This is a genomic window from Mordavella massiliensis (genome assembly GCF_016901695.1).
GTDB lineage: Bacteria > Bacillota > Clostridia > Lachnospirales > Lachnospiraceae > Claveliimonas > Claveliimonas massiliensis_A.
Genome location: NZ_JACJKS010000004.1, coordinates 75,920 through 96,833 on the forward strand (window position 1 = coordinate 75,920; position 20,914 = coordinate 96,833).

21 protein-coding genes are annotated in these 20,914 nt (G+C 57.1%); 19 read left to right on the forward strand and 2 right to left on the reverse strand.

Features of this window, described 5'->3' with window-relative positions; all coding sequences use genetic code 11:
* Nucleotides 1-273 precede the first annotated feature (273 nt).
* The 8 genes from H6A20_RS03840 (at nt 274) to thiI (ending at nt 8,994) form a co-directional block, all read left to right on the forward strand.
* On the forward strand, nt 274-2,286 hold the full coding sequence (locus tag H6A20_RS03840) for an Ig-like domain repeat protein (RefSeq protein WP_204905850.1): 2,013 nt from the start codon (nt 274-276) through the stop codon (nt 2,284-2,286).
* Nucleotides 2,287-2,514: 228 nt separating this feature from the next.
* The gene (locus H6A20_RS03845; protein ID WP_204905851.1) at nt 2,515-2,952 is read left to right on the forward strand and encodes an Hsp20/alpha crystallin family protein; all 438 of its coding nucleotides are present in this window, start codon (nt 2,515-2,517) and stop codon (nt 2,950-2,952) included.
* Between the two features lie 120 nt (nt 2,953-3,072).
* Nucleotides 3,073-4,077 carry a DnaJ C-terminal domain-containing protein gene (locus tag H6A20_RS03850; RefSeq protein WP_204905852.1) on the forward strand — a complete coding sequence of 335 codons (1,005 nt, stop codon included), beginning with the start codon at nt 3,073-3,075 and terminating at the stop codon, nt 4,075-4,077.
* 150 nt (nt 4,078-4,227) lie between these two features.
* Nucleotides 4,228-4,788 carry a manganese efflux pump MntP gene (locus H6A20_RS03855; protein ID WP_204905853.1) on the forward strand — a complete coding sequence of 187 codons (561 nt, stop codon included), beginning with the start codon at nt 4,228-4,230 and terminating at the stop codon, nt 4,786-4,788.
* Nucleotides 4,789-4,847: 59 nt separating this feature from the next.
* Nucleotides 4,848-5,801 (forward strand): 50S ribosomal protein L11 methyltransferase, encoded by a 954-nt coding sequence (gene prmA, locus H6A20_RS03860; protein WP_204905854.1) that lies wholly within the window; start codon nt 4,848-4,850, stop codon nt 5,799-5,801.
* The gene (locus H6A20_RS03865; protein ID WP_204905855.1) at nt 5,802-6,539 is read left to right on the forward strand and encodes a 16S rRNA (uracil(1498)-N(3))-methyltransferase; all 738 of its coding nucleotides are present in this window, start codon (nt 5,802-5,804) and stop codon (nt 6,537-6,539) included.
* A 73-nt stretch (nt 6,540-6,612) separates the two neighbouring features.
* Nucleotides 6,613-7,770 carry a cysteine desulfurase family protein gene (locus tag H6A20_RS03870; RefSeq protein ID WP_204905856.1) on the forward strand — a complete coding sequence of 386 codons (1,158 nt, stop codon included), beginning with the start codon at nt 6,613-6,615 and terminating at the stop codon, nt 7,768-7,770.
* Between the two features lie 39 nt (nt 7,771-7,809).
* Complete coding sequence (gene thiI, locus H6A20_RS03875) at nt 7,810-8,994, forward strand: tRNA uracil 4-sulfurtransferase ThiI (protein WP_204905857.1); 1,185 nt, start codon at nt 7,810-7,812, stop codon at nt 8,992-8,994.
* 71 nt (nt 8,995-9,065) lie between these two features.
* On the opposite strand, the gene H6A20_RS03880 is transcribed toward thiI, so the two are convergent.
* The gene (locus tag H6A20_RS03880) at nt 9,066-9,296 is read right to left on the reverse strand and encodes an HPr family phosphocarrier protein (RefSeq protein WP_204905858.1); all 231 of its coding nucleotides are present in this window, start codon (nt 9,294-9,296) and stop codon (nt 9,066-9,068) included.
* A gap of 154 nt (nt 9,297-9,450) precedes the next feature.
* Here H6A20_RS03880 and mtaB point away from each other — a divergent pair, with 154 nt between their 5' ends.
* From mtaB to H6A20_RS03920, 8 genes are all read left to right on the forward strand, one after another.
* Entirely contained in the window at nt 9,451-10,740 is a 1,290-nt protein-coding gene (gene mtaB, locus H6A20_RS03885; protein WP_204905859.1) for a tRNA (N(6)-L-threonylcarbamoyladenosine(37)-C(2))-methylthiotransferase MtaB, read from the forward strand.
* Between the two features lie 57 nt (nt 10,741-10,797).
* Nucleotides 10,798-11,061 (forward strand): IreB family regulatory phosphoprotein, encoded by a 264-nt coding sequence (locus H6A20_RS03890; RefSeq protein WP_204905860.1) that lies wholly within the window; start codon nt 10,798-10,800, stop codon nt 11,059-11,061.
* A 4-nt stretch (nt 11,062-11,065) separates the two neighbouring features.
* Entirely contained in the window at nt 11,066-11,515 is a 450-nt protein-coding gene (gene ruvX, locus H6A20_RS03895; RefSeq protein WP_204905861.1) for a Holliday junction resolvase RuvX, read from the forward strand.
* A gap of 27 nt (nt 11,516-11,542) precedes the next feature.
* Entirely contained in the window at nt 11,543-11,797 is a 255-nt protein-coding gene (locus H6A20_RS03900) for a DUF1292 domain-containing protein (protein ID WP_204905862.1), read from the forward strand.
* Nucleotides 11,798-11,834: 37 nt separating this feature from the next.
* Nucleotides 11,835-12,275, forward strand: coding sequence for a Fur family transcriptional regulator (locus H6A20_RS03905; RefSeq protein ID WP_338106573.1), 441 nt, complete (start codon nt 11,835-11,837; stop codon nt 12,273-12,275).
* Between the two features lie 19 nt (nt 12,276-12,294).
* Complete coding sequence (locus H6A20_RS03910) at nt 12,295-13,968, forward strand: ribonuclease J (RefSeq protein WP_204905864.1); 1,674 nt, start codon at nt 12,295-12,297, stop codon at nt 13,966-13,968.
* A 98-nt stretch (nt 13,969-14,066) separates the two neighbouring features.
* Nucleotides 14,067-14,720 (forward strand): O-methyltransferase, encoded by a 654-nt coding sequence (locus H6A20_RS03915; protein ID WP_204905865.1) that lies wholly within the window; start codon nt 14,067-14,069, stop codon nt 14,718-14,720.
* Nucleotides 14,717-15,943 carry a peptidase U32 family protein gene (locus H6A20_RS03920; RefSeq protein ID WP_204905866.1) on the forward strand — a complete coding sequence of 409 codons (1,227 nt, stop codon included), beginning with the start codon at nt 14,717-14,719 and terminating at the stop codon, nt 15,941-15,943. The genes H6A20_RS03915 and H6A20_RS03920 overlap by 4 nt, the downstream gene beginning before the upstream one ends.
* Nucleotides 15,944-15,960: 17 nt before the next feature.
* Here H6A20_RS03920 and sigK read toward each other — a convergent pair whose 3' ends face one another.
* Nucleotides 15,961-16,578, reverse strand: coding sequence for an RNA polymerase sporulation sigma factor SigK (gene sigK, locus H6A20_RS03925; RefSeq protein WP_204905867.1), 618 nt, complete (start codon nt 16,576-16,578; stop codon nt 15,961-15,963).
* 273 nt (nt 16,579-16,851) lie between these two features.
* Between sigK and H6A20_RS03930 the strand changes: the two genes are divergently transcribed.
* From H6A20_RS03930 to dprA, 3 genes are all read left to right on the forward strand, one after another.
* Nucleotides 16,852-18,012 carry a PrsW family glutamic-type intramembrane protease gene (locus tag H6A20_RS03930; RefSeq protein ID WP_204905868.1) on the forward strand — a complete coding sequence of 387 codons (1,161 nt, stop codon included), beginning with the start codon at nt 16,852-16,854 and terminating at the stop codon, nt 18,010-18,012.
* Nucleotides 18,013-18,212: 200 nt separating this feature from the next.
* A complete protein-coding gene (locus tag H6A20_RS03935) occupies nt 18,213-19,772 on the forward strand; it encodes a YifB family Mg chelatase-like AAA ATPase (protein ID WP_204905869.1) in 1,560 nt (519 codons plus the stop codon).
* Entirely contained in the window at nt 19,769-20,884 is a 1,116-nt protein-coding gene (dprA, locus tag H6A20_RS03940; protein WP_204905870.1) for a DNA-processing protein DprA, read from the forward strand. Before H6A20_RS03935 ends, dprA begins: the two co-directional genes overlap by 4 nt.
* The last annotated feature ends 30 nt before the right edge of the window (nt 20,885-20,914 follow it).

Genomic DNA, 20,914 nt, shown 5'->3' on the forward strand with positions numbered 1-20,914 from the left:
TTCAGTCATTATAGATTGTTCTCCTTTAAAATGCCCTTACGGGCATCGAGGGTAATTATGAAATACGTTCGTTAGGAAAGGAGAAAATCATTTATGAAGAACGAAAAAATATTATTGGCACTCACAGACAATGATATTGAGTTTTTACCCCAGACTACTAAACAGGACATTCTAAACACGGTCATGCCCGTACTTCTGCCGCAGTACACTGTACCGAAAGGACGGGTACAACTTCCTATACGTGGGATGGATGATATTGCGCTAGCTCTTTACATGATCCCCAAAACAGGCGATGCCCCGCAGCAGATCCCCGTAGAGAAGAATCCGGGCGGAGGAGTGGATTTCACTATTTCCGGACAGGGCGGATATCTGAGGTTGTACTGCGAAGACGGCTATACGCCGGAGATAACGATTGAGTCAATTGCGGTAAATGGTGAGACGACCGACACTCCGGTTGCCGGGTTTGAAGATCAGGTTTCGGTGACAATGAAAGTCGCTTCGGAAAAAGAAGATGTGCCCTTAGTCGGAACGCCGACCGGTACTGTGACGCTTTATAATGGGAAGCCGGGTACAGATGAACCGCTGGCAACAGGAACACTTGAGGACGGATCCGCTACGCTGGAGTTTACAGTGGATGTGGAGGATCTGCTGGCCGGGAAAATCGATCTGTACGCGGTGTATGAGGGCGACAACAATTATGTTTCTGTAAATACGGCGGATGCAACGGTGATCTCTGTGGAAGAAAGCGTTCCGGCAGCACCGGCTGTAACTGCTGTCACAGCGGACGGCAATCCCTATACTTCCGGTACCTGGACAAAACAGGATCATGTGGTCTTTACCGTTTCAGGGTCAAGTGCGGAAAGCGGGATCGCCGGATATGAGTATTCTGCAGATGGCGGGAAGAAATGGACTGGGATTACACCGGATGCCGAGGGGGCATATTGCCTGGCCGTCCCGGATGAAGGACAGACAACGTATCTCTTCCGGGTTGTGACGAATGCCGGAACAAAAGGAACAGCCACCGAAGCGTTTGGCGTGAAGATCGACCGGACCGCACCAGAGGCGGCGATCCATGTCAAAGACAATCAGTGGACGGGATTTCTGAATACCATAACCTTCGGGAAGTTCTTTAAAGAGACGGTTGATGTGAACATTACGGCAAGTGATACTGCTCATGCCAGCGGTGTGGAGAAGGTGGAATACATGCTCTCCACAGATGCATTCGCATCCGTTGACCAGGCGGACGGCGACTGGAAGGAACTGAAAGGCACCAGCGGCGATACATACAGCTTCAGCATCGAGCCGAACCAGAAAGGATCCGTGTATGTCCGCGTGACAGACCATGCGGGCAATACGGCGGTGATCAATTCCGAGGGCATCGTGGTCTACACAGACGCCGCGCAGCAGACGCCCGCCTTTGACAGTGTGAAGACCGGTGAGGATATTGCAGTCAGCTTCACAGAGTTCGTGATCAGCGGAGACAGCGCGAGTAACTACACCCTGACGCAGCCCTCCGGCGTGACAGCGGAGATCTACAATACGTATGAGGCGGAGCCGGGCACGGATTACACGTTGAACACCAACGATAACGGCTGGGTCAATGAAGAGTTTGTGATCACTGCAGAAGAAGGCTACAGCCTGTCTCTTACGGATACGGCGGACGGGACGTGGACAGATACCCTCAGCGCATCGGATGAGACGGATAGCGGAGAGGTTACATTCTATGTAAAGAATGAGACGACCGGCGCGATCTCCCTTGCGAAGACGGAAGACTATAAGATCGACCGGACCGCCCCGGTGATCGAAGGCATCACGGACGGCGGGATCTACTGCGTCAGCGCGGAATTTACCGTAAGCGACAGGAATATCGACAAAGTGCAGATAAACGGGGAGGATGCTGCGGCGAAGGACGGCTTGTATACGCTTGCGGCAGGCGAGTATACCGTCACTGCCCTGGATAAAGCAGGCAATGCCGCGGAAGTGAAGGTGACCGTCCGCGAGGCCCATGACTTCATCTGGGTGACAGACAAAGAGGCCACGGAGACAGAAGCAGGTCTGAAACATGAAGCGTGTACGGTCTGCGGATATGCCAAGGATCCGGTAGAGATCCCGGCGATCGAGCAGGAGAAACCGGAAGAACCGGAGAAACCGGCAGGAGAGCAGACTGGCGGTACAGGCGCTGTGCAGACCGGCGATCCGGCGGACAGCATGCTGTGGATCCTGCTCATGCTCGCAGCGGGCGCGGCTGCGGCAGGCGCGGAGTTTTACCGCAGAAAGAGAAGATAAGAGACAACGAACAGTGCAGGGACAGGAGAAGTTCCTGCACTGCTTTGCTGTTCACAGAACTTTCACAAAAGAATTAGCACTCACCTATTTACATTGCTAACAATATGTGTTATATTACACCTAGAACAAAGGAAGAGGGAACGAAAAGGATCCCTTCCATGAGTTCAAAAGCAACGTTTCTGTTATGGAAGCGCAGGATAGATGTAAATGAAAAAGGAGAGATGACGTATGATGATGCCTAGTATTTTTGGAGAAGATTTATTTAACGACTGGTTTGATTTTTCCTTCCCGGATGTTGACAGGAAGTACTTCGGAGGAAGGACAGCCAACCAGGTGATGCGCACAGATGTGAAGGAGAAGGATGACGCCTACGAAGTAGAGATCGATCTGCCCGGCTTTAAGAAAGATGAGATCCGTGCGGAGCTCAAGGACGGGTACCTCACCATCAGCGCAGCCAGGAATGTGAACAACGAGGAGAAGAAGGAAGGCAGGTATATCCGCCAGGAGCGGTTCACAGGCAATGTGAGCAGAAGCTTCTATGTGGGCGACAGCCTGACCCAGGAGGATATCAAAGCGAAGTTTGAGAACGGCATCCTGACACTGGATATCCCCAAGAAGGAGCAGAAGCAGGTGGAGGAGAGCCGCTACGTAACGATCGAGGGTTAAAGAAGGCAAGGTAAGTTTTCTCCCCGGAGGTTTTCCTCCGGGGAGTTTTCGTGAGACTGTTCCGGCCTTCGGGCCGTTTCCATAGATTCATAGCAAGTGGATGATCGGGAGGTGATCAGGATGGAGACAAAGAGAGACTACTATGAAGTGCTTGGCGTTGCCAGAGGCGCGGATGAGAATGCGATCAAAAAGGCATACCGGAAGCTGGCAAAGAAGTACCACCCGGATACAAACGCCGGGAATCCACAGGCGGAGAAGAAGTTTAAGGAGGTCACGGAGGCCTACTCTGTGCTGAGCGATCCGGGGAAAAGGAAGCTGTACGACCAGTTCGGCCACGCGGCCTTCGACGGCGGGGCGTCCGCTTCGGGCGGACCGTTCAGGAGCGGCGGCTACAGCAGCGGCAGCTACAGCACCGGCGGGAACGGCGGCTACCGGGAGTTCCACTTTGAGGGCGGCAGCATGGACGATATGTTCGACGACCTGTTCGGCGGCTTTTTCCACGGCGGCAGGAAGAAGAGCGGATTCCAGGACGGCTTTGGCGGCGGACCGTTCCGGCAAAAGGGCGCTGACCTCCGGGCGGAGACGGAAGTCTCCTTTGACGAGGCGGCTTTCGGCTGTGATAAGATCATCTCGTTCCAGGACCCGAACCGGGGCGGCGGCATGCAGACGCTGCAGGTCCACATCCCGGCCGGTATCGACAGCGGCAAAAGCATCCGCCTGAAAGGGAAGGGGATGCCCGGGACCGGCGGCGGGGAGCCAGGAGATCTGCTCCTGAAGGTTCGCGTCGGAGAAAAGCCCGGATTTGAGAGAAAGGGGATGGATGTGTACAGCACGGCTGAGATCCCCTTTACGACGGCTGTGTTCGGAGGGGAGGCCCGCGTGCACACCCTCTACGGCGACGTCATGTGCCGGATCCGGGAAGGCACCCAGTCGGGGACGAAGATCCGCCTGCGGGGCAAGGGCATCGTGTCCATGCAGGATCCGTCCGTGCACGGCGACCACTATGTGACCGTGCAGATCCAGGTGCCCAGGAACCTAAGCCCGGAGGCCAAACAGCGGCTCAGGGAGTACGAGCGGGCAGCCGGCGGCGGCACGGGCGGCCATGGCAGGAAGAGCGCCGCTTAAGGCCGCTTTTCGGAAGATAAAAGATGAGAAAAAAGATTGACAGGCCCCGTCTGTCTTCTTATAATAAATAAGACTTATCCGCGGAGAGGATCCGCGGGTAGGTCTTTTTTGCAGTACAGAGGAATGCTTCGGACAAAGGAGAAGAGAAAGATGGGACTTATTGAACTGTTTCTGATGGCGGTGGGGCTGTCCATGGACGCCTTCGCAGTGTCGGTCTGTAAAGGCCTGGCCATGAAAAGATGCACCTGGGGGAAAGCGGGGCTCGTGGGACTGTATTTCGGCGTGTTCCAGGCGGGAATGCCGGTGATCGGTTACCTCCTGGGCAGCCAGTTCCGGGATGTGATCACTTCCATCGATCACTGGATCGCCTTTATCCTGCTGGGGCTGATCGGCGGCGGTATGCTTAAGGAGGCGTTTGGCGGCGACTGTGAGGAGGCGGACGATTCCCTGGATATACGGACCATGCTCACCCTGGCGGTGGCCACCAGCATCGACGCCCTGGCGGTCGGCATCACCTTTGCCTTCCTGCAGGTGGAGATCGTGCCGGCTGTGTCGTTCATCGGCGCCACCACCTTTGTCATCTCCATGGCGGGGGTGAAGATCGGCGGCATCTTCGGGTCCCGCTGGCAGAAGGGGGCGCAGATCGCAGGGGGCGTGATCCTCATCTGCCTGGGGGTGAAAATCCTCGTTGAGCATTTGGGACTCATATGATAAACTGATGTGGAAAGGAAAGCCCCGGCGGCGAGAGGCGGGGCCTGTGGTGAGACGGTATGAAATGGAATAAATTTCGGTTAAAGACAACGACTGCGGCGGAGGAGATCGTCAGCAGCGCGCTTATGGATCTGGGGATCCAGGGGGTGGAGATCGAGGACAAGATCCCCCTGACCCAGGCGGACAAGGAGCAGATGTTCGTGGACATCCTCCCGCAGACAGAAGAGGATGACGGCGTGGCCTACATCACCTTCTATCTGGAGGAGGAAGACGACAAGGAGGAGATGCTTCAGAGAGTGCGCGCAGAGCTTGCAGAGCTGTCCGCTTTTGTGGATGTGGGGGAGGCCGTGATCGAGGAGTCCCAGACAGAGGATGTGGACTGGGTCAACAACTGGAAGCAGTACTTCCATCAGTTCACGGTAGACGACGTGCTCATCATCCCCTCCTGGGAGGATGTGAAGCCGGAAGACGAGGACAAGCTCATCATCCACATCGATCCCGGCACGGCCTTCGGCACGGGCATGCACGAGACGACGCAGCTGTGCATCCGCCAGCTGAAAAAGTATGTGGAGCCGGGCATGCGGATCCTGGACGTGGGCTGCGGCAGCGGCATCCTTGGCATGCTGGCCCTCAAGTTCGGCGCCGGCTACTGTGTGGGGACGGACCTGGATCCCTGCGCCATTGACGCCACCCATGAAAATATGGCCGTCAACGGTGTGGAAAAGGGACAGTATGAAGTCATGACCGGCAACATCATTGACGATCCGGCTGTGCAGGACAAAGTCGGGTACGGCTGCTACGACATCGTGGCCGCCAACATCCTGGCGGAAGTGCTTGTGCCGCTGACGCCTGTGATCCAGGCGCAGCTTAAGAGCGGCGGCATCTACATCACAAGCGGGATCATAGACGACAAGGAGGAGACTGTTGTGGAAGCCGTGAAGGCGGCCGGCATGGAGGTGCTGGAAGTGAACCACCAGGGCGAATGGGTCTCCGTGACAGCGAGGAAGAGATAGATGCAGCATTTTTTTGTGACGCCGGCGCAGGTGGAGAAGCCCTGCATCTACATGGAAGGTTCGGATGTGAACCATATGAAGAACGTGCTGCGCATGAAGCCGGGCGAACAGGTGGAGATCAGCGACGGCGACAACCGGAAGTATGTCTGCCGCGTGCGCGGCTATGAGGCGGACCGGGCGGTCCTTGAGATCCTCGAGGAGCGGGAGCTGGATACAGAGCTTCCCTCCCGGATCCTTTTGTTCCAGGGCCTGCCCAAAGGCGACAAGATGGAGCTTGTCATCCAGAAGGCTGTGGAGCTCGGGGCCGCCGGGATCGTTCCTGTGGCGGCCAGGCGGTGCGTGGTAAAGCTGGACGGCCCCAAGGCGGCAAAGAAGGTAAAGCGGTGGAATGAGATCGCAAGGAGCGCCGCCAAGCAGGCAGGCCGCGGGATCATCCCCAAGGTGGGGGATGTGTGCGGTTTTGACCAGGCGCTGGCGCTCGCCGGGGAACTGGATGTGATCCTCTTTCCCTATGAGCTGGCGGAGGGGATGGACTACACAAGACAGGTGATCGGCTCTGTCAGACCGGGCCAGTCCGTCGGTATCTTCATCGGCCCGGAGGGCGGCTTTGAGCGGGAAGAAGAGGAGAAGGCGCTGGCGGCAGGGGCGAAGGTCATCACCCTTGGAAGGAGGATCCTGCGCACGGAGACGGCGCCCCTGGCAGTGCTCGCCATGCTCGGGTACTGCCTGGAGCCGTGACGGCGCGCCTCCCAGACACCAGAGCGGGCGGCACGCATAAGCTAATAGTAAAAAAGTACAGGAGTGATCTTTGATGGAAGTGTATCTTGACAATTCCGCCACAACGCGGGCCTACGATGAGGTCGGGGACCTGGTGCGCAAAGTGATGTGCGAGGACTACGGCAATCCGTCCTCCATGCATGCCAAGGGCGTACAGGCGGAGCATTATATAAAAGACACCAGGGAGATCCTGGCAAAACTGCTCAAAGTGAAGGACAAGGAGATCGTATTTACCTCCGGCGGCACGGAGAGCGACAATCTGGCCATCATCGGCGCGGCCAGGGCGAACAGGCGGAGGGGCTGTCACCTGATCACCTCCTCCATCGAGCACCCGGCGGTCCTCAATACGATGCGGTATCTGGAGGAGGAAGAGGGGCTGCGCGTGACCTATCTCCCGGTGGACCGGTACGGCCGGATCCGGCTGGAGGCCCTTGAGGAGGCGCTCTGTCCGGAGACGATCCTTGTGTCCGTCATGTATGTGAACAACGAGGTGGGCTCCGTGCAGCCCGTGGATGCGGCGGCGGATCTGGTCAAGGCTTACAATAAGGAGATCCTGTTCCATGTGGACGCGGTGCAGGGCTTCGGGAAATACAGGATCTATCCCAGGCGGGAGAAGATCGACATGCTCACCTTGAGCGGCCACAAGATCCACGGCCCCAAGGGGACGGGCGCGCTCTACATCGGGGAGCATGTGAAGATCAAGCCCATCGTCTTCGGGGGAGAGCAGCAGAGGAACATCCGCTCCGGAACGGAGAATGTGCCCGGCATTGCAGGACTCGGGCTGGCAGCAAAGATGATCTACGACGGCCTGGAGGAGAAGGTGGCGCGGATGCGGGATCTGAAGGCGCGGTTCATCGGGGGTGTACAGAAGCTGGACGACATCACGATCCACGGGCTGTACGACGAGACCAGCGCCCCCCACATCATCAGCGTGGGATTTGCGGGGATCCGCAGCGAGGTGCTGCTCCACGCCCTGGAGGAGAGAGGGATCTGCGTCTCGTCCGGCTCCGCCTGCGCATCCAACCATCCCGCCATCAGCGGCGTGCTCAAGGGGATCGGCGCGGACAAAGAGTACCTGGACGCCACGCTGCGCTTCAGCATGTCAGAATTTACAACGGCGGAAGAGATTGACTACACGCTGGAAACCCTTTATAATTTAGTACCAGTGCTCAGGCGATACACGAGGCGTTAGGCAGCAGGGCATGACGGAAGGAAAAGAGGAAGAAGACACATGACGTTTCATACATTTTTGATCAAGTACGGGGAGATCGGCATCAAGGGCAAGAACCGCTACATGTTTGAGGACGCCCTTGTGCGCCAGATCCGCTTTGCCCTGCGGGAGGCGGACGGCAGCTTTAAAGTATACAAGACACGGGGCAGGATCTATGTGGACTGCGAGGGGTCCTACGATTTTGACGAGGTGACCGGATGCCTGCAGAAAGTGTTCGGCATCGTGGGCATCTGCCCGGTCGTGCGGCTGGAGGACAGAGGGTTCGACCAGCTGAAGGCGGACGTGGTGTCCTATATGGATGAGCTGTACCCGGATAAGAACATCACCTTCAAGGTGGAGGCGAGGAGAAGCCGCAAGAACTATCCGAAGACATCCATGGAGATCAACTGCGACCTGGGGGAGGCCATTCTGGAGGCATTCCCGCAGATCCGCGTGGATGTGCACCATCCGGATGTGATGCTGAACATTGAGGTGCGGGAGGAGATCTATGTGTACTCCCGGATCATCCCGGGCCCCGGCGGCATGCCCGTGGGGACGAACGGGAAAGCCATGCTCCTTCTGTCGGGCGGCATTGACAGCCCGGTGGCGGGCTACATGATCGCCAAGAGGGGCGTTGCCCTGGAGGCGACGTATTTCCACGCGCCGCCCTACACGAGCGAGAGGGCCAAGGAGAAGGTGGTGGATCTGGCGAAGATCATCGCATCCTACGCAGGCCCCATCCGGCTCCATGTGGTGAATTTTACGGATATCCAGCTCTACATTTACGACCAGTGTCCCCATGATGAGCTGACCATCATCATGCGGCGCTATATGATGAAGATCGCGGAGCATTTCGCCAGAGAGGACGGCTGCCTGGGACTGATCACGGGCGAGAGCATCGGCCAGGTGGCGAGCCAGACGATGCAGAGCCTGGCGGCGACCAACGAGGTCTGCACCCTTCCCGTATACCGGCCGCTGATCGGGTTTGACAAGAAGGAGATCGTGGAGGTGTCTGAGAAGATCGGCTCCTACGAGACGTCGATCCAGCCCTTTGAGGACTGCTGTACGATCTTTGTGGCCAAACATCCGGTGACAAAGCCGAATCTCAACATCATTCACAGGTCGGAGGAGAATCTGACGGAAAAGATCGACGAGCTTGTAAAGCGCGCGGTCGAGACGGTTGAAGTGATAGAAGTAAAGGGATAAAAAAGACGCCGGAGTGTAGCAACTGCATTCCGGCGTGTCTTTCGCTATGTACGGTATATCTTATTCGGTGCTTATACGAGGTAGGGCTTCAGAGTCTCAAGAACCTCATCAACACCAGCGTCAGCGTGGATGTTCAGGTCGATCGGCTTGGACAGATCCAGGCTGAAGATGCCCATGATGGATTTTGCATCGATCACATATCTTCCGGATACAAGATCAAAGTCGTAGTCGAACTTTGTGATATCGTTTACGAAAGATTTTACTTTGTCGATGGAGTTTAAGGAAATTTGTACTGTTTTCATTGGAATGACCTCCTTGATTTCTTTATCATTTTCTATAAACATCTTAAGAGTTGCACTCATAAAAGTCAAGGAACAATATGCCAAAGAATTCGTGTAAATTTCGTTAAAGCTTACAACAATTTGTACGAGCAGACAAGAAAGGCGGTATAGGAAAATGAAAAAAGCGGCGCTTCACAATCTGGGATGCAAGGTGAATGCATATGAGACGGAAGCCATGCAGGAAATACTGGAACGCAGCGGCTATGAGATCGTGCCCTTCCATGAGAAGGCGGACGTCTATGTCATCAATACGTGCACGGTGACCAACATGGCGGACCGGAAATCACGGCAGATGCTGCACCGGGCCAGGAAGATGAACCCGGACGCCGTAGTGGTGGCTGCGGGCTGCTATGTCCAGGCGAAGGCGGGCGAGGTGGACGACTGCGTGGACATTGTGATCGGCAACAACCGGAAGCATGAGCTGGCCGGCATCCTGGAGGAGTACTGGCGAAGCGAGGGGGAGAAGAAGGAGGAGATGGCGGACATCATCCACGCACCTGCCTATGAGGAGATGAGCCTGACCCGGACCGGCGAGCACACCCGCGCCTACATCAAGGTGCAGGACGGGTGCAACCAGTTCTGTTCCTACTGCATCATTCCCTACGCAAGGGGCAGGGTGCGCAGCCGGCGCATGGAGGATGTGGTCTCGGAAGTGGAGGCTCTGGCCCGGCAGGGATACCGGGAGGTGGTCCTCACGGGGATCCATCTGAGCTCCTACGGGATCGACCTTGGCGGAGGTGAGGATCTGCTGGCGCTGATCCGGGCAGTCCACGGGGTGGACGGCATCTGCCGCATCCGCCTCGGTTCCCTGGAGCCGCGGATCGTTACGGAGGAGTTTGCCGGCGCCCTGGCGGCGCTGCCGAAGATCTGCCCTCATTTCCACCTCTCGCTGCAGAGCGGGTGCGATGCGACGCTGCGCCGCATGAACCGCAGGTACACGGCGCAGGAGTACTATGAGAAATGTCAGCTTTTGAGGGCTCATTTTGACCATCCGGCGCTGACCACGGATGTCATCGTTGGCTTCCCGGGCGAGACGGAGGAGGAGTTTGAGGAGTCCCTGGCGTTTGTGGACAAGGTGGACTTTTACGAGACCCACATTTTCAAGTATTCCCGCAGGGAGGGGACGAAGGCGGCCGCCATGGCGGACCAGGTGCCGGAGCAGGTGAAGACGGCGCGCAGCGCCCGGATGATCGCCCTTGGAAGAAGGAAGCAGCAGGCCTACGAGGACCGGCTCATCGGGACGACGGTGGAAGTGCTGATGGAGGAGGCCGTCGAGAGGGAGGACGGCGTCTACCAGGTGGGACACACAAAAGAATATGTGAAAGTCGGACAAAAAACGACAGAAAATCTGTCAAATCAGTTGATAAATGTAGAAATTGAGAACCGTTTACAAATAATTCGTTGAATTTCAGAGGGGAATAGAGTAGAATAAATTTGAAGTATTTTTGGAGGACGTGAGTATATGAAAGAGTTAACCAACACCCAGTTTTTCACGGTAGAAAGCGGTCCGCAAATTCAGGCAAAAGACGTACTTGAAATCGTGTACAAGGCGCTCAGCGAGAAGGGATACAACCCGGTCAACCAGATCGTGGGCTATATCATGTCGGGGGATCCCACCTACATCACAAGCCACAACGGAGCCAGAAGCCTTATCATGAAGGTGGAGCGGGACGAGCTGGTAGAGGAGATGCTCAAGACGTATATCAAGTACCACGAGTGGGCATAATCCTATGAGAGTGATGGGACTGGACTATGGCTCTAAGACGGTAGGGGTTGCGCTGAGCGATCCTTTAGGTCTTACAGCGCAGGGGATTGAGACCATCTGGCGCAGGGACGAGAACAAGCTCCGGAAGACTTGCGCACGGATCGAGGAGCTGATCCGGGAGTACGAAGTGGAGAGGATCGTGCTTGGCCTGCCGCGCCACATGAACAGCGATGTGGGAGATCGGGCGGAAAAATCTTTGGAATTCGGTGAGATGCTGCGCCGGCGGACCGGCCTGGAGGTCGTGATGTGGGACGAGCGTCTGACTACAGTGGAAGCAGAGCGGATTTTGATAGAGAGCAATGTGAGAAGGGAAGACCGCAAGAAATACATTGACAAGATTGCGGCTGTTTTTATACTGCAGGGATATCTGGACTCGAAATACCATGAGGCGGCCAAACAGGAGGACCGTCTTTAAATACTGGATTTTTTGAGGTGTTATGTTATGGAAAAGATCAAATTTCTCGCGGACGGGGAGGAGATGGAGTTCTTCGTCCTGGAGCAGACAAGGGTCAATGGAACGTCCTACATTCTGGTCACGGATTCTGAGGAGGGGGACGCGGAGTGCCTCATCCTGAAGGACAGATCAGAAAGAGAAGATACAGACAGCATTTACGAGATCGTGGAAGACGACACAGAGCTTGCGGCAGTATCCGGGGTATTTGAGGAACTGCTTGAGGATATTGAGATAGAAAGGTAAAGTTGCTATGTCCATAAGCCAGGAGAAATTCAAAGAAATGCTGAAAGAGAAGGGTCTGAAGGTGACCAACCAGAGACTCCTCGTGCTGCAGGTGCTCGCGGAACACAAGGATGAGCACATGACGGCGGAGGATATTTTTGAGCTGGTCAGGGAGGATTATCCGGAGATCGGCCTGGCCACGATCTACCGGACGGTGCAGCTTCTGCTGGATATGCAGTTGGTGGACCGCATTTTGCTGGACGATGGCTGCGTGCGCTACGAGATCGGTGAATTTCTGGATGAGCGGGACGGACACCGCCACCACCATCACCATCTCATCTGTACAGAGTGCGGCAGTGTAACCGCGTTCCGGGACGACCTTCTGGAAGAGCTGGAAGTCTACATTGAGAGAGAGACGGGCTTTCAAGTGACAGACCATGAACTGAAATTCTACGGTATGTGCAGAAAATGCCGTGAAGAAAAAGAGAACGTAAAATAATCATTATGGAGGTGTAAGTTTGAAGAAAGAGAACAATGGAAAACTGCGCATCATTCCGCTCGGAGGACTGGAGAAGATCGGAATGAACATTACTGCCTTTGAGTACGGGGACAGTATTGTTGTTGTGGACTGCGGCCTGGCGTTCCCGGAGGACGATATGCTGGGGATCGACCTGGTCATTCCGGATGTGACCTACCTGAAGGACAACATCCAGAAAGTCAAAGGTTTTGTCATCACCCACGGACACGAGGATCATATCGGGGCTCTGTCCTATGTGCTGCGGGAGATGAACCTGCCTATCTACGCCACAAAGCTGACGATGGGTATTATCGAGAAGAAGCTTACGGAGCACAATCTGCTGCGGAGCACGAGGAGGAAAGTGGTGCGGTTCGGACAGTCCATCAACCTGGGGCAGTTCCGCATCGAGTTTATCAAGACAAACCACAGCATCCAGGACGCATCGGCCCTGGCTATCTACTCCCCGGCAGGCATCGTGGTGCATACGGGAGACTTTAAGGTGGACTACACGCCGGTGTTTGGAGACGCCATCGATCTGCAGCGGTTCGGCGAGATCGGCAAGAAGGGCGTGCTGGCCCTCATGTCCGACAGCACGAACGCGGAGAGGAAAGGATTTACCCAGTCGGAGCGGACGGTGGGACACACTTTTGACCACCTGTTTGCAGAGTACAAGAACACGCGCATCATCATCGCGACTTTTGCATCCAATGTGGACCGGGTGCAGCAGATCATCAACTCCGCGTACAAGTATGACCGGAAGGTGGTCGTGGAGGGGCGGAGCATGGTCAATATCATCTCCACCGCCCAGGAGCTTGGCTATCTGAATGTGCCGGACAAGACTCTGATCGAGATCGACCAGCTTAAGAATTATCCGCCGGAGAAGACGGTGCTTATCACGACCGGAAGCCAGGGCGAGTCCATGGCGGCTCTGTCCAGAATGGCTGCGGACATCCATAAGAAAGTCACCATCATGCCGGGGGACACTGTCATCTTCAGTTCCAACCCCATTCCCGGCAATGAGAAGTCCGTATCCAAGGTGATCAATGAGCTCTCCGAGAAGGGCGCCAACGTTATTTTCCAGGACGCCCACGTGTCCGGACATGCCTGTCAGGAGGAGCTGAAGCTGATCTACTCCCTTGTAAAGCCGAAGTATGCGATCCCGATCCACGGCGAGTTCCGCCACAGGAAGGCAAACGCCGGCCTGGCGCTCTCCCTTGGCATCCCCAAGGAGAACGTGTTCATGCTGCAGTCGGGAGACGTGCTGGAGCTTGACAGCAAGGAGGCCAAGGTGGTGGACAAAGTCCATACCGGCGAGGTCCTTGTGGACGGCCTGGGCGTCGGCGATGTGGGCAATATCGTCCTTCGCGACCGGCAGCATCTGGCCGAGGACGGGATCCTCATCGTTGTCATGACGCTGGAGAAGGGGTCCAACCGCCTGCTCGCAGGCCCGGACATCGTGTCGCGCGGATTCGTCTATGTGCGCGAGTCCGAGGGACTCATGGAGGACGCGAGGAAAGTCCTGGTGGACGCGGTCGACAATTGCCTTCACCGCCAGAGAGGCGCGGACTGGAGTAAGATCAAGCTGGTTGTCCGTGACACGATGAATGAGTTCATCTGGAAGAGGACAAAGAGAAGACCGATGATCCTTCCGATTATTATGGATGTTGACAGATAATTTAAAAAAGTGTAAAGAGGGACGTAATACTTTTAAAAAGTGTTACGTCCCAAGTTCATGTAACTGGTGTGTAATTGTGTGTAAACGGATGTGCAAATATGATGATTGATGAAAGAATTTCGACTTTTCTCTATTCGCTGGAGACGCCGGAATGTCCGCTGCTGGAGGAGATTGAGCAGCGGGCGCTGGAAGAGCGGGTGCCGATCATCCGGAAGGAGACGCAGAGTTTTCTGAAAGTTCTGATGCAGATAGTAAGCCCCCGAAATATCCTGGAACTGGGGACGGCGGTCGGTTTCTCTGCCCTTGTGATGGAGCGGTATGCCCCGGAGGACTGCCATATCACGACGATCGAGAATTATGAGAAGCGGATCCCGGTGGCGAGGGAGAATTTCCGGCGCGCGGGGAAAGAGGACCGGATCACGCTTGTAGAAGGGGATGCCCTGGAAGTGATGCAAGGGCTGGAAGGGCCCTTCGACCTGATCTTTATGGATGCGGCGAAGGCCCAGTACATCTACTATCTTCCGGAGGCGCTGCGGCTGCTCAGAGACGGGGGAGTCCTCGTGTCTGACAATGTCCTGCAGGAGGGGGATATCCTCGAGTCCCGCTTTGCAGTGGAGCGGCGGGACCGCACGATCCATAAAAGGATGCGGGAATATCTCTACCAGCTGAAGCATGATGAACGCCTGCTGACCAGCATCCTCCCACTGGGAGACGGGCTGGCAGTCAGTGTAAAGAAAGGAAGCAAGCTATGAAAAAAAGACCGGAACTTCTTATACCGGCCAGCAGCCTTGAAGTGCTGAAGACAGCAGTAAACTTTGGCGCGGATGCAGTCTATATAGGAGGAGAGGCTTTTGGCCTGCGGGCAAAGGCAAAAAATTTCTCCATGGAGGACATGGCGGAGGGGATCCGGTTCGCCCATGCCCATGGCGTGCGCGTGCATGTGACCGCCAATATCCTGGCCCACAACGACGACCTGGCCGGCGTGCGGGACTATTTTGCCGAGCTGCGAAAGCTGGGGCCGGATGCCCTCATCATCGCGGATCCGGCTGTCTTTGAGATCGCGAAGGAGGTCTGCCCTCAGATCGAGCGGCATATCAGCACACAGGCCAACAACACGAACTACGGGACCTACAATTTCTGGTGGAAGCTGGGGGCAAAACGGGTCGTCTCCGCGCGGGAACTCTCTCTTGCCGAGATCCGTCAGATCCGCCGTCACATCCCGGAGGAGATGGAGATCGAGAGCTTCATCCACGGAGCCATGTGCATCTCCTACTCCGGCCGCTGCCTTCTGAGCAATTACTTTACCGGCCGGGACGCAAACCAAGGCGCCTGCACCCACCCGTGCCGCTGGAAATACGCGGTTGTGGAGGAGACGCGGCCGGGCGAATACATGCCGGTCTACGAAAATGAGAGAGGCACCTTTATCTTTAATTCCAAAGACCTGTGCATGATCGGCCACATACCGGAGCTCATTGACGCCGGCATTGACAGCTTCAAGATCGAGGGGCGGATGAAGACGGCTCTCTACGTGGCTACGGTTGCCAGGACTTACCGGAAGGCGATCGACGATTACCTGACGGATCCGGCGCTGTATGAAGCGAACATGCCCTGGTACCTGGAGCAGATCGGCAGCTGCACCCACCGGCAGTTTACAACGGGTTTCTATTTCGGGAAACCGGACGAACAGGCGCAGATCTACGACAACAGCACATATGAGAAAGAGTACACGTATCTGGGCATTGCTGGAGCCTCCCGGGACGGGCTGTTCTGCATCGAGCAGAGAAATAAGTTCTCCGTCGGCGAACAGATCGAGATCATGAAGCCGGACGGCAGGGATCTTCCGGTGACAGTGCGCCGGATCGTGAACGAGGACGGACAGGAGCAGGAGAGCGCGCCCCATGCAAAACAGATCGTCTACGTGGATCTGGAGGGCAAAGCGGATCCGTGCGATATACTGCGGAGAAAAGAAGAGTAGATGAAAGCTGCGGAAACTCAGAACGAGTCCCGCAGCTTTTCAATTGCGCTCTTTTCGATCCGTGAGACATAAGAGCGGGAGATCCCAAGCACCCTTGCAATCTCCCGCTGCGTATATTCATCCTCATTGTAAAGGCCGTACCGCATCTTCAACACAAGCTGTTCCCGGGGAGAGAGAACGCTCTCGATCCTGGAGTAAAGAAGCCGTACATCATCTTTCAGGACCGCTCTTTCGTGGGCGTCATCCGCATCTGACTCGATGATGTCGAAGAGCTGGATCTCATTTCCCTCCCGGTCCGTGCCGATCGGTTCGTAGAGGGAAATGTCGCGTGACGACTTGCGGCGCGAGCGCAGATACATGAGCACTTCATTTTCGATGCATCTTGCAGCGTAGGTTCCCAGCCGCACGGCTTTGTCCGGGTTGAAAGTCACCACTGCCTTGATAAGGCCGATGGTGCCGATGGACAGAAGATCTTCCGTCTCCTCGTCCGCAGACTGGTATTTCCGGACAATGTGAGCCACCAGGCGCATATTCCGCTCGATCAGGATGTGCTTCGCTTCTGTGTCGCCTTCCGCGAATCTCTGCAGGTAGTACTGCTCCTTGGCGGCATTCAAAGGTTGGGGAAAGGATTTCAAGACGAAGCACCTCGCTGGCGTGGTTACTTACAGTCTATGTCAAAGAGGGGGGCTTTGTGCTTTTCCAAAAGGAAGATGGCATGGCGCGCCGCATGCGTGGTATAATGATTGCACGAAGTGCAATCCAGCCCGGTTGCCGGGCTGCCCTGCTGCGCAGGGATTATACCGGCGATCCACGGCTTGGGAAGTAAATGCCGCCTGCGGCGGCGCTTCCTTCCCTGCGCGCGTGGTATAATGATTGCACGAAGTGCAACAAAGGAGGTCATGTAAGCCATGAGTAAGAGATGTCCCGGATGCGGGAGGGAAATGAAGGATACAGACCTGTTCTGCATCCACTGCGGCACAAAATATGAAGAAGGTCCACGGACAGAGGCAGACTGGCAGCCGGAATCCGGATTCGGCATGGACGATTTTGTCCAGGCGTCCAAAAGCGGGATGGAGAAAGTGGTCAACACGCTCAACGATATGACAGGGCAGGAGGGGGAGGCGGATATCCGCCTGCGCGAGCTTGTCAGTGAAGTGTTTAAAAAGCACACGGCGGATGAGAGGGACGAGCTGTTCATCAGCGGGACGAAGAAGACGACGCCGGCGCCGGAAAACATGGTCTCGGACTGGCCCCATCCATGGCTGTTCGCCAGGATCTTTCTCATGTTCCTGCTCGTGTTTGCGGGACTGCTTGTGATGATCACACAGTTCGACAACCTGAACGGCGTGCCGGGAGCGATGTTCATCGGGGCGCTGGCGGTGCCCTTCTCCCTGATGGTCTTCTTCTGGGAGACGAATATTCCCCGCAACATCAGCATATTTGAGGCAGTGTCCATCTTCTTCGTGGGCGGCGTTATGTCCCTGATCTGCACGCTGATCCTCTACAATTTCATCCAGGTGGGCGAGCTGAACTACACAGGCGCCGTCCTGGTGGGGATCATTGAGGAGATAGGAAAGATCGTTGTGGTCGGCCATTATATCAAAAAGATGAACACGGGCTATATCCTGAACGGACTTCTCCTTGGAAGCTGTGTCGGCGCCGGGTTTGCGGTGTTTGAGACGGCCGGTTACGCCTTCAATGCGCTGCTCTTATCCGGCTCTGTCTCCGGGATGGTGGACATACTCGTGCTCCGGGGCGCGATGGCGGTCGGCGGTCATACGCTCTGGGCAGCCATCTCGGCTGCGGGCCTTGTGATCGCCAAAGGGGACAGGCCTTTTGACAAAAGGTTTTACCTGGAGCCCGGATTCCTGAAATTCCTGGTGCTTGTGATCATCCTTCACGCGGTGTGGGATATGCCGATCCGGTTCGGAGAGTCCATGTACCTTGTGCAGTGGATCCTCTGCGCGGTGGCGGTGCTCGTCGCCCTGGTGATCTTAAGCTCTGGGCTGCGGCAGATGTCGGCGGTCGTGAAGGAGGCGAAGAAGAAAAGGCTGGAAGCCGGCCTGTAAAAGAAAACAGTGTCCTCCCCGCCTGGCAGGTGGGCGGGGAGTGACACGAAATCCTCAGATTTTTCTTGCCAAGTCTGCGCAACAGGCGTATACTATTCATACTTTCTAAAGTTTCATAATTTTTCATTGTATTCCAGGGCATATCGCCCGGACAGTTTCAATTGGCACAATTTTAAAAATGCAAAAAAGGAGGCATGCGCATGAGTCTTGGCATGGTGTGTTCGGCGGCCCTCCACGGCCTGGAAGTGAAATTCATCCGCGTGGAGGCGGACTTAAGCAACGGCCTTCCCATGTTCCACATGGTGGGCTACCTTTCGGGGGAAGTGAAGGAGGCGGGAGAGCGGGTGCGCACGGCCATCCGCAACAGCGGCCTTGAGATCCCGGTGAAAAAGACAGTGATCAACCTCTCTCCGGGCAGCGTCCGCAAGCGCGGCGCGTCTTTTGACCTGCCCATCGCCCTGGCGATCCTGCTCTCCCAGGGGCTGGTAAGCGGGGCGGCCCTCAAAGGGGCGCTGGCCGTGGGAGAACTGGGGCTGGACGGCAGCATCCGGGATGTGGCGGGCGTCCTGCCGATCGTGTGGGAGGCGGGGAAGCAGGGGTACCGCTTCTGCATCGTCCCGCCGGGGAATGAGAAGGAAGCCCGGCTTGCAGCTGGCATCCCGGTCCTTGCAGCCGGCAGTCTGTCAGAACTTCTGACTCTGCTTGCCATGGGGGAACCTGCCGCCGGGGCGGGACAAAGCGGCCGGACGGACGGGGCGGCAAAAGACGGGGACTGGCAGGAGATGGAATTCCAGGAGGATTTCTGTGAGGTGCGGGGGCAGGAGGCGGTCAAACGCTCGGCGGAGATCGCGGTGGCAGGCGGCCACAATTTCCTCATGATCGGTCCGCCCGGCAGCGGCAAATCCATGATCGCCAGGCGGATTCCCACCATCCTGCCGCCGCTCTCCATGGAGGAGGCTCTGGAGATCACGAAGATATACAGCATCCAGGGCATGCTGGACAAGGACACGCCGCTCATGCGCAGGCGCCCCTTCCGGGAAGTGCACCACACAGCCACCCGGGCGGCGCTCATTGGCGGCGGAGCGGTCCCGGCGCCGGGGGAGATCTCGCTGGCGCACCGGGGCGTCCTTTTCCTGGACGAACTCTCCGAGTTCCAGAGGCCGGTGCTGGATGTGCTGCGCCAGCCTCTGGAGGAGAAGCGGATCCGGCTGACCCGGAAGCAGGGCGTGTACGAATTCCCGGCTGATTTCATGCTGGCGGCAGCCATGAACCCCTGTCCCTGCGGGTACTATCCGGATGCCTCCCGGTGCACCTGCGCGCCGGGCAGCATCAGCCGGTATCTGGGAAAAGTCAGCCAGCCGTTCCTGGACCGCATCGATATCTGCATGGACACGCCGGCGGTGGACTACAGGAGCCTGCGGGCGGGAGAGGGCGGGGAGACATCCGCCCGGATCCGGGAACGGGTCATGGAGGCGCGACAGAGGCAGGCATTCCGCTACAGGCAGGAACCCTTCGCGGTCAACGCCGCCGTGCCGGCCAGGAAGATACCGGTCTACTGCGCCCTGGACACGCAGGGGGACGAGATGCTCTCCCAGGCGTTCCGGCAGATGGGCCTGACGGCCAGAACCTGCCACAAGGTGCTGAAGGTCGCCCGCACCATTGCGGACCTGGCGGGCGAAGAAGCGATACAGAGCGCGCATCTGGCGGAGGCGGTGGGCTACCGGCTGCCGGATGCAAAATACTGGGGGAATCTGCGATGAAGTACGAGTACTGGCTGGCCTCCATCCGTCCCCTGTCCGACCGGAAGAAGGAGCGCATCCGGGAGCGGGCGGGCAGCGGGGAGGCCGCATATTATATAGAAGAAAAAGAACTGGCGGGCATGGAATTTCTGACAGAAAAGGACAGGGAAGTCATCCGTCTTTTTCGGAAAAAACGGGATCCGGCGGCAGAGTATGACAGACTTAAGGAACAGGGGATCCGCTTTGTGCCCTGCTTTGATCCGGCCTATCCGGGGCGGCTGAAGCGCACCGCCGGCTACCCCTACGCCCTGTATGTCAAAGGGCGGCTTCCCGAGGATGCGCGCCCCTCGGTGGCGATCGTGGGGGCAAGGCAGTGCAGCGCTTACGGGGAGGGACAGGCGCTTAGGTTCGCCCGGTACCTGGCGCAGCGGGGCGTGCAGATCGTAAGCGGCATGGCGCTCGGCATCGACGGCGCCGCGGGAAGAGGAGCCATAAACGGCGGAGGAGACACATATGCTGTACTGGGGTCCGGGGCGGACGTGTGCTACCCGGCGCAGAACAAGGGGCTGTACGGCGATATCATAAAGACCGGGGGCATCCTGTCCGAGCAGCTTCCCGGGACAGCGCCCAGGCGGGAGTATTTCCCGGCCCGCAACCGGATCATCAGCGCCCTCGCGGACGCGGTCCTTGTCATGGAGGCCAGGCAGAAGAGCGGCTCCCTCATCACGGCGGACATGGCGCTGGAGCAGGGGCGGGACGTGTATGTCCTCCCGGGGCCTGTGGACAGTCCCTTAAGCCGGGGCTGCAATGAGCTGATCCGGCAGGGCGCCGGGATCCTGCTCAGTCCGGAGGAACTGCTGGAGGAGCTGGCACCGGATCTTGCCGCCGGGCGCGGGGGCTGCGCGGGGCCCGGAACCGCGGCAGGAGCGGAGAAATCAGACAAAATTGAAAAAGTGCTTGAAAGTACCGAAAATATAGTGTATAGTTGTGTCGGTCTGTATCCCGGGAGTCTTGGCAGCCTTCTGGAGAAGACGGGACTCTCCCCGTCCGTTCTCATGGAGACGCTTGTGGCGCTGCAGTTGAAGGGATACGTGAAGGAAATTTCAAAAGGCTATTACATCCGCGCCAGGTGAGCGCGGGGATGGCCGCAGACGTATGGGAGG

Excerpts from the sequence above, each read along its gene's own strand:
- H6A20_RS03930 (WP_204905868.1), top strand. The coding sequence starts at position 16,852 with ATGAGTAAGAGATGTCCCGGATGCGGGAGGGAAATGAAGGATACAGAC.
- H6A20_RS03840 (WP_204905850.1), top strand. The coding sequence starts at position 274 with ATGATCCCCAAAACAGGCGATGCCCCGCAGCAGATCCCCGTAGAGAAG.
- H6A20_RS03855 (WP_204905853.1), top strand. The coding sequence starts at position 4,228 with ATGGGACTTATTGAACTGTTTCTGATGGCGGTGGGGCTGTCCATGGAC.
- H6A20_RS03905 (WP_338106573.1), top strand. The coding sequence starts at position 11,835 with ATGCTGAAAGAGAAGGGTCTGAAGGTGACCAACCAGAGACTCCTCGTG.
- thiI (WP_204905857.1), top strand. The coding sequence starts at position 7,810 with ATGACGTTTCATACATTTTTGATCAAGTACGGGGAGATCGGCATCAAG.
- H6A20_RS03920 (WP_204905866.1), top strand. The coding sequence starts at position 14,717 with ATGAAAAAAAGACCGGAACTTCTTATACCGGCCAGCAGCCTTGAAGTG.
- H6A20_RS03870 (WP_204905856.1), top strand. The coding sequence starts at position 6,613 with ATGGAAGTGTATCTTGACAATTCCGCCACAACGCGGGCCTACGATGAG.
- prmA (WP_204905854.1), top strand. The coding sequence starts at position 4,848 with ATGAAATGGAATAAATTTCGGTTAAAGACAACGACTGCGGCGGAGGAG.
- mtaB (WP_204905859.1), top strand. The coding sequence starts at position 9,451 with ATGAAAAAAGCGGCGCTTCACAATCTGGGATGCAAGGTGAATGCATAT.
- H6A20_RS03850 (WP_204905852.1), top strand. The coding sequence starts at position 3,073 with ATGGAGACAAAGAGAGACTACTATGAAGTGCTTGGCGTTGCCAGAGGC.
- H6A20_RS03865 (WP_204905855.1), top strand. The coding sequence starts at position 5,802 with ATGCAGCATTTTTTTGTGACGCCGGCGCAGGTGGAGAAGCCCTGCATC.
- ruvX (WP_204905861.1), top strand. The coding sequence starts at position 11,066 with ATGAGAGTGATGGGACTGGACTATGGCTCTAAGACGGTAGGGGTTGCG.
- dprA (WP_204905870.1), top strand. The coding sequence starts at position 19,769 with ATGAAGTACGAGTACTGGCTGGCCTCCATCCGTCCCCTGTCCGACCGG.
- H6A20_RS03880 (WP_204905858.1), bottom strand. The coding sequence starts at position 9,296 with ATGAAAACAGTACAAATTTCCTTAAACTCCATCGACAAAGTAAAATCT.
- H6A20_RS03935 (WP_204905869.1), top strand. The coding sequence starts at position 18,213 with ATGAGTCTTGGCATGGTGTGTTCGGCGGCCCTCCACGGCCTGGAAGTG.
- H6A20_RS03900 (WP_204905862.1), top strand. The coding sequence starts at position 11,543 with ATGGAAAAGATCAAATTTCTCGCGGACGGGGAGGAGATGGAGTTCTTC.
- H6A20_RS03915 (WP_204905865.1), top strand. The coding sequence starts at position 14,067 with ATGATGATTGATGAAAGAATTTCGACTTTTCTCTATTCGCTGGAGACG.
- H6A20_RS03890 (WP_204905860.1), top strand. The coding sequence starts at position 10,798 with ATGAAAGAGTTAACCAACACCCAGTTTTTCACGGTAGAAAGCGGTCCG.
- H6A20_RS03845 (WP_204905851.1), top strand. The coding sequence starts at position 2,515 with ATGATGATGCCTAGTATTTTTGGAGAAGATTTATTTAACGACTGGTTT.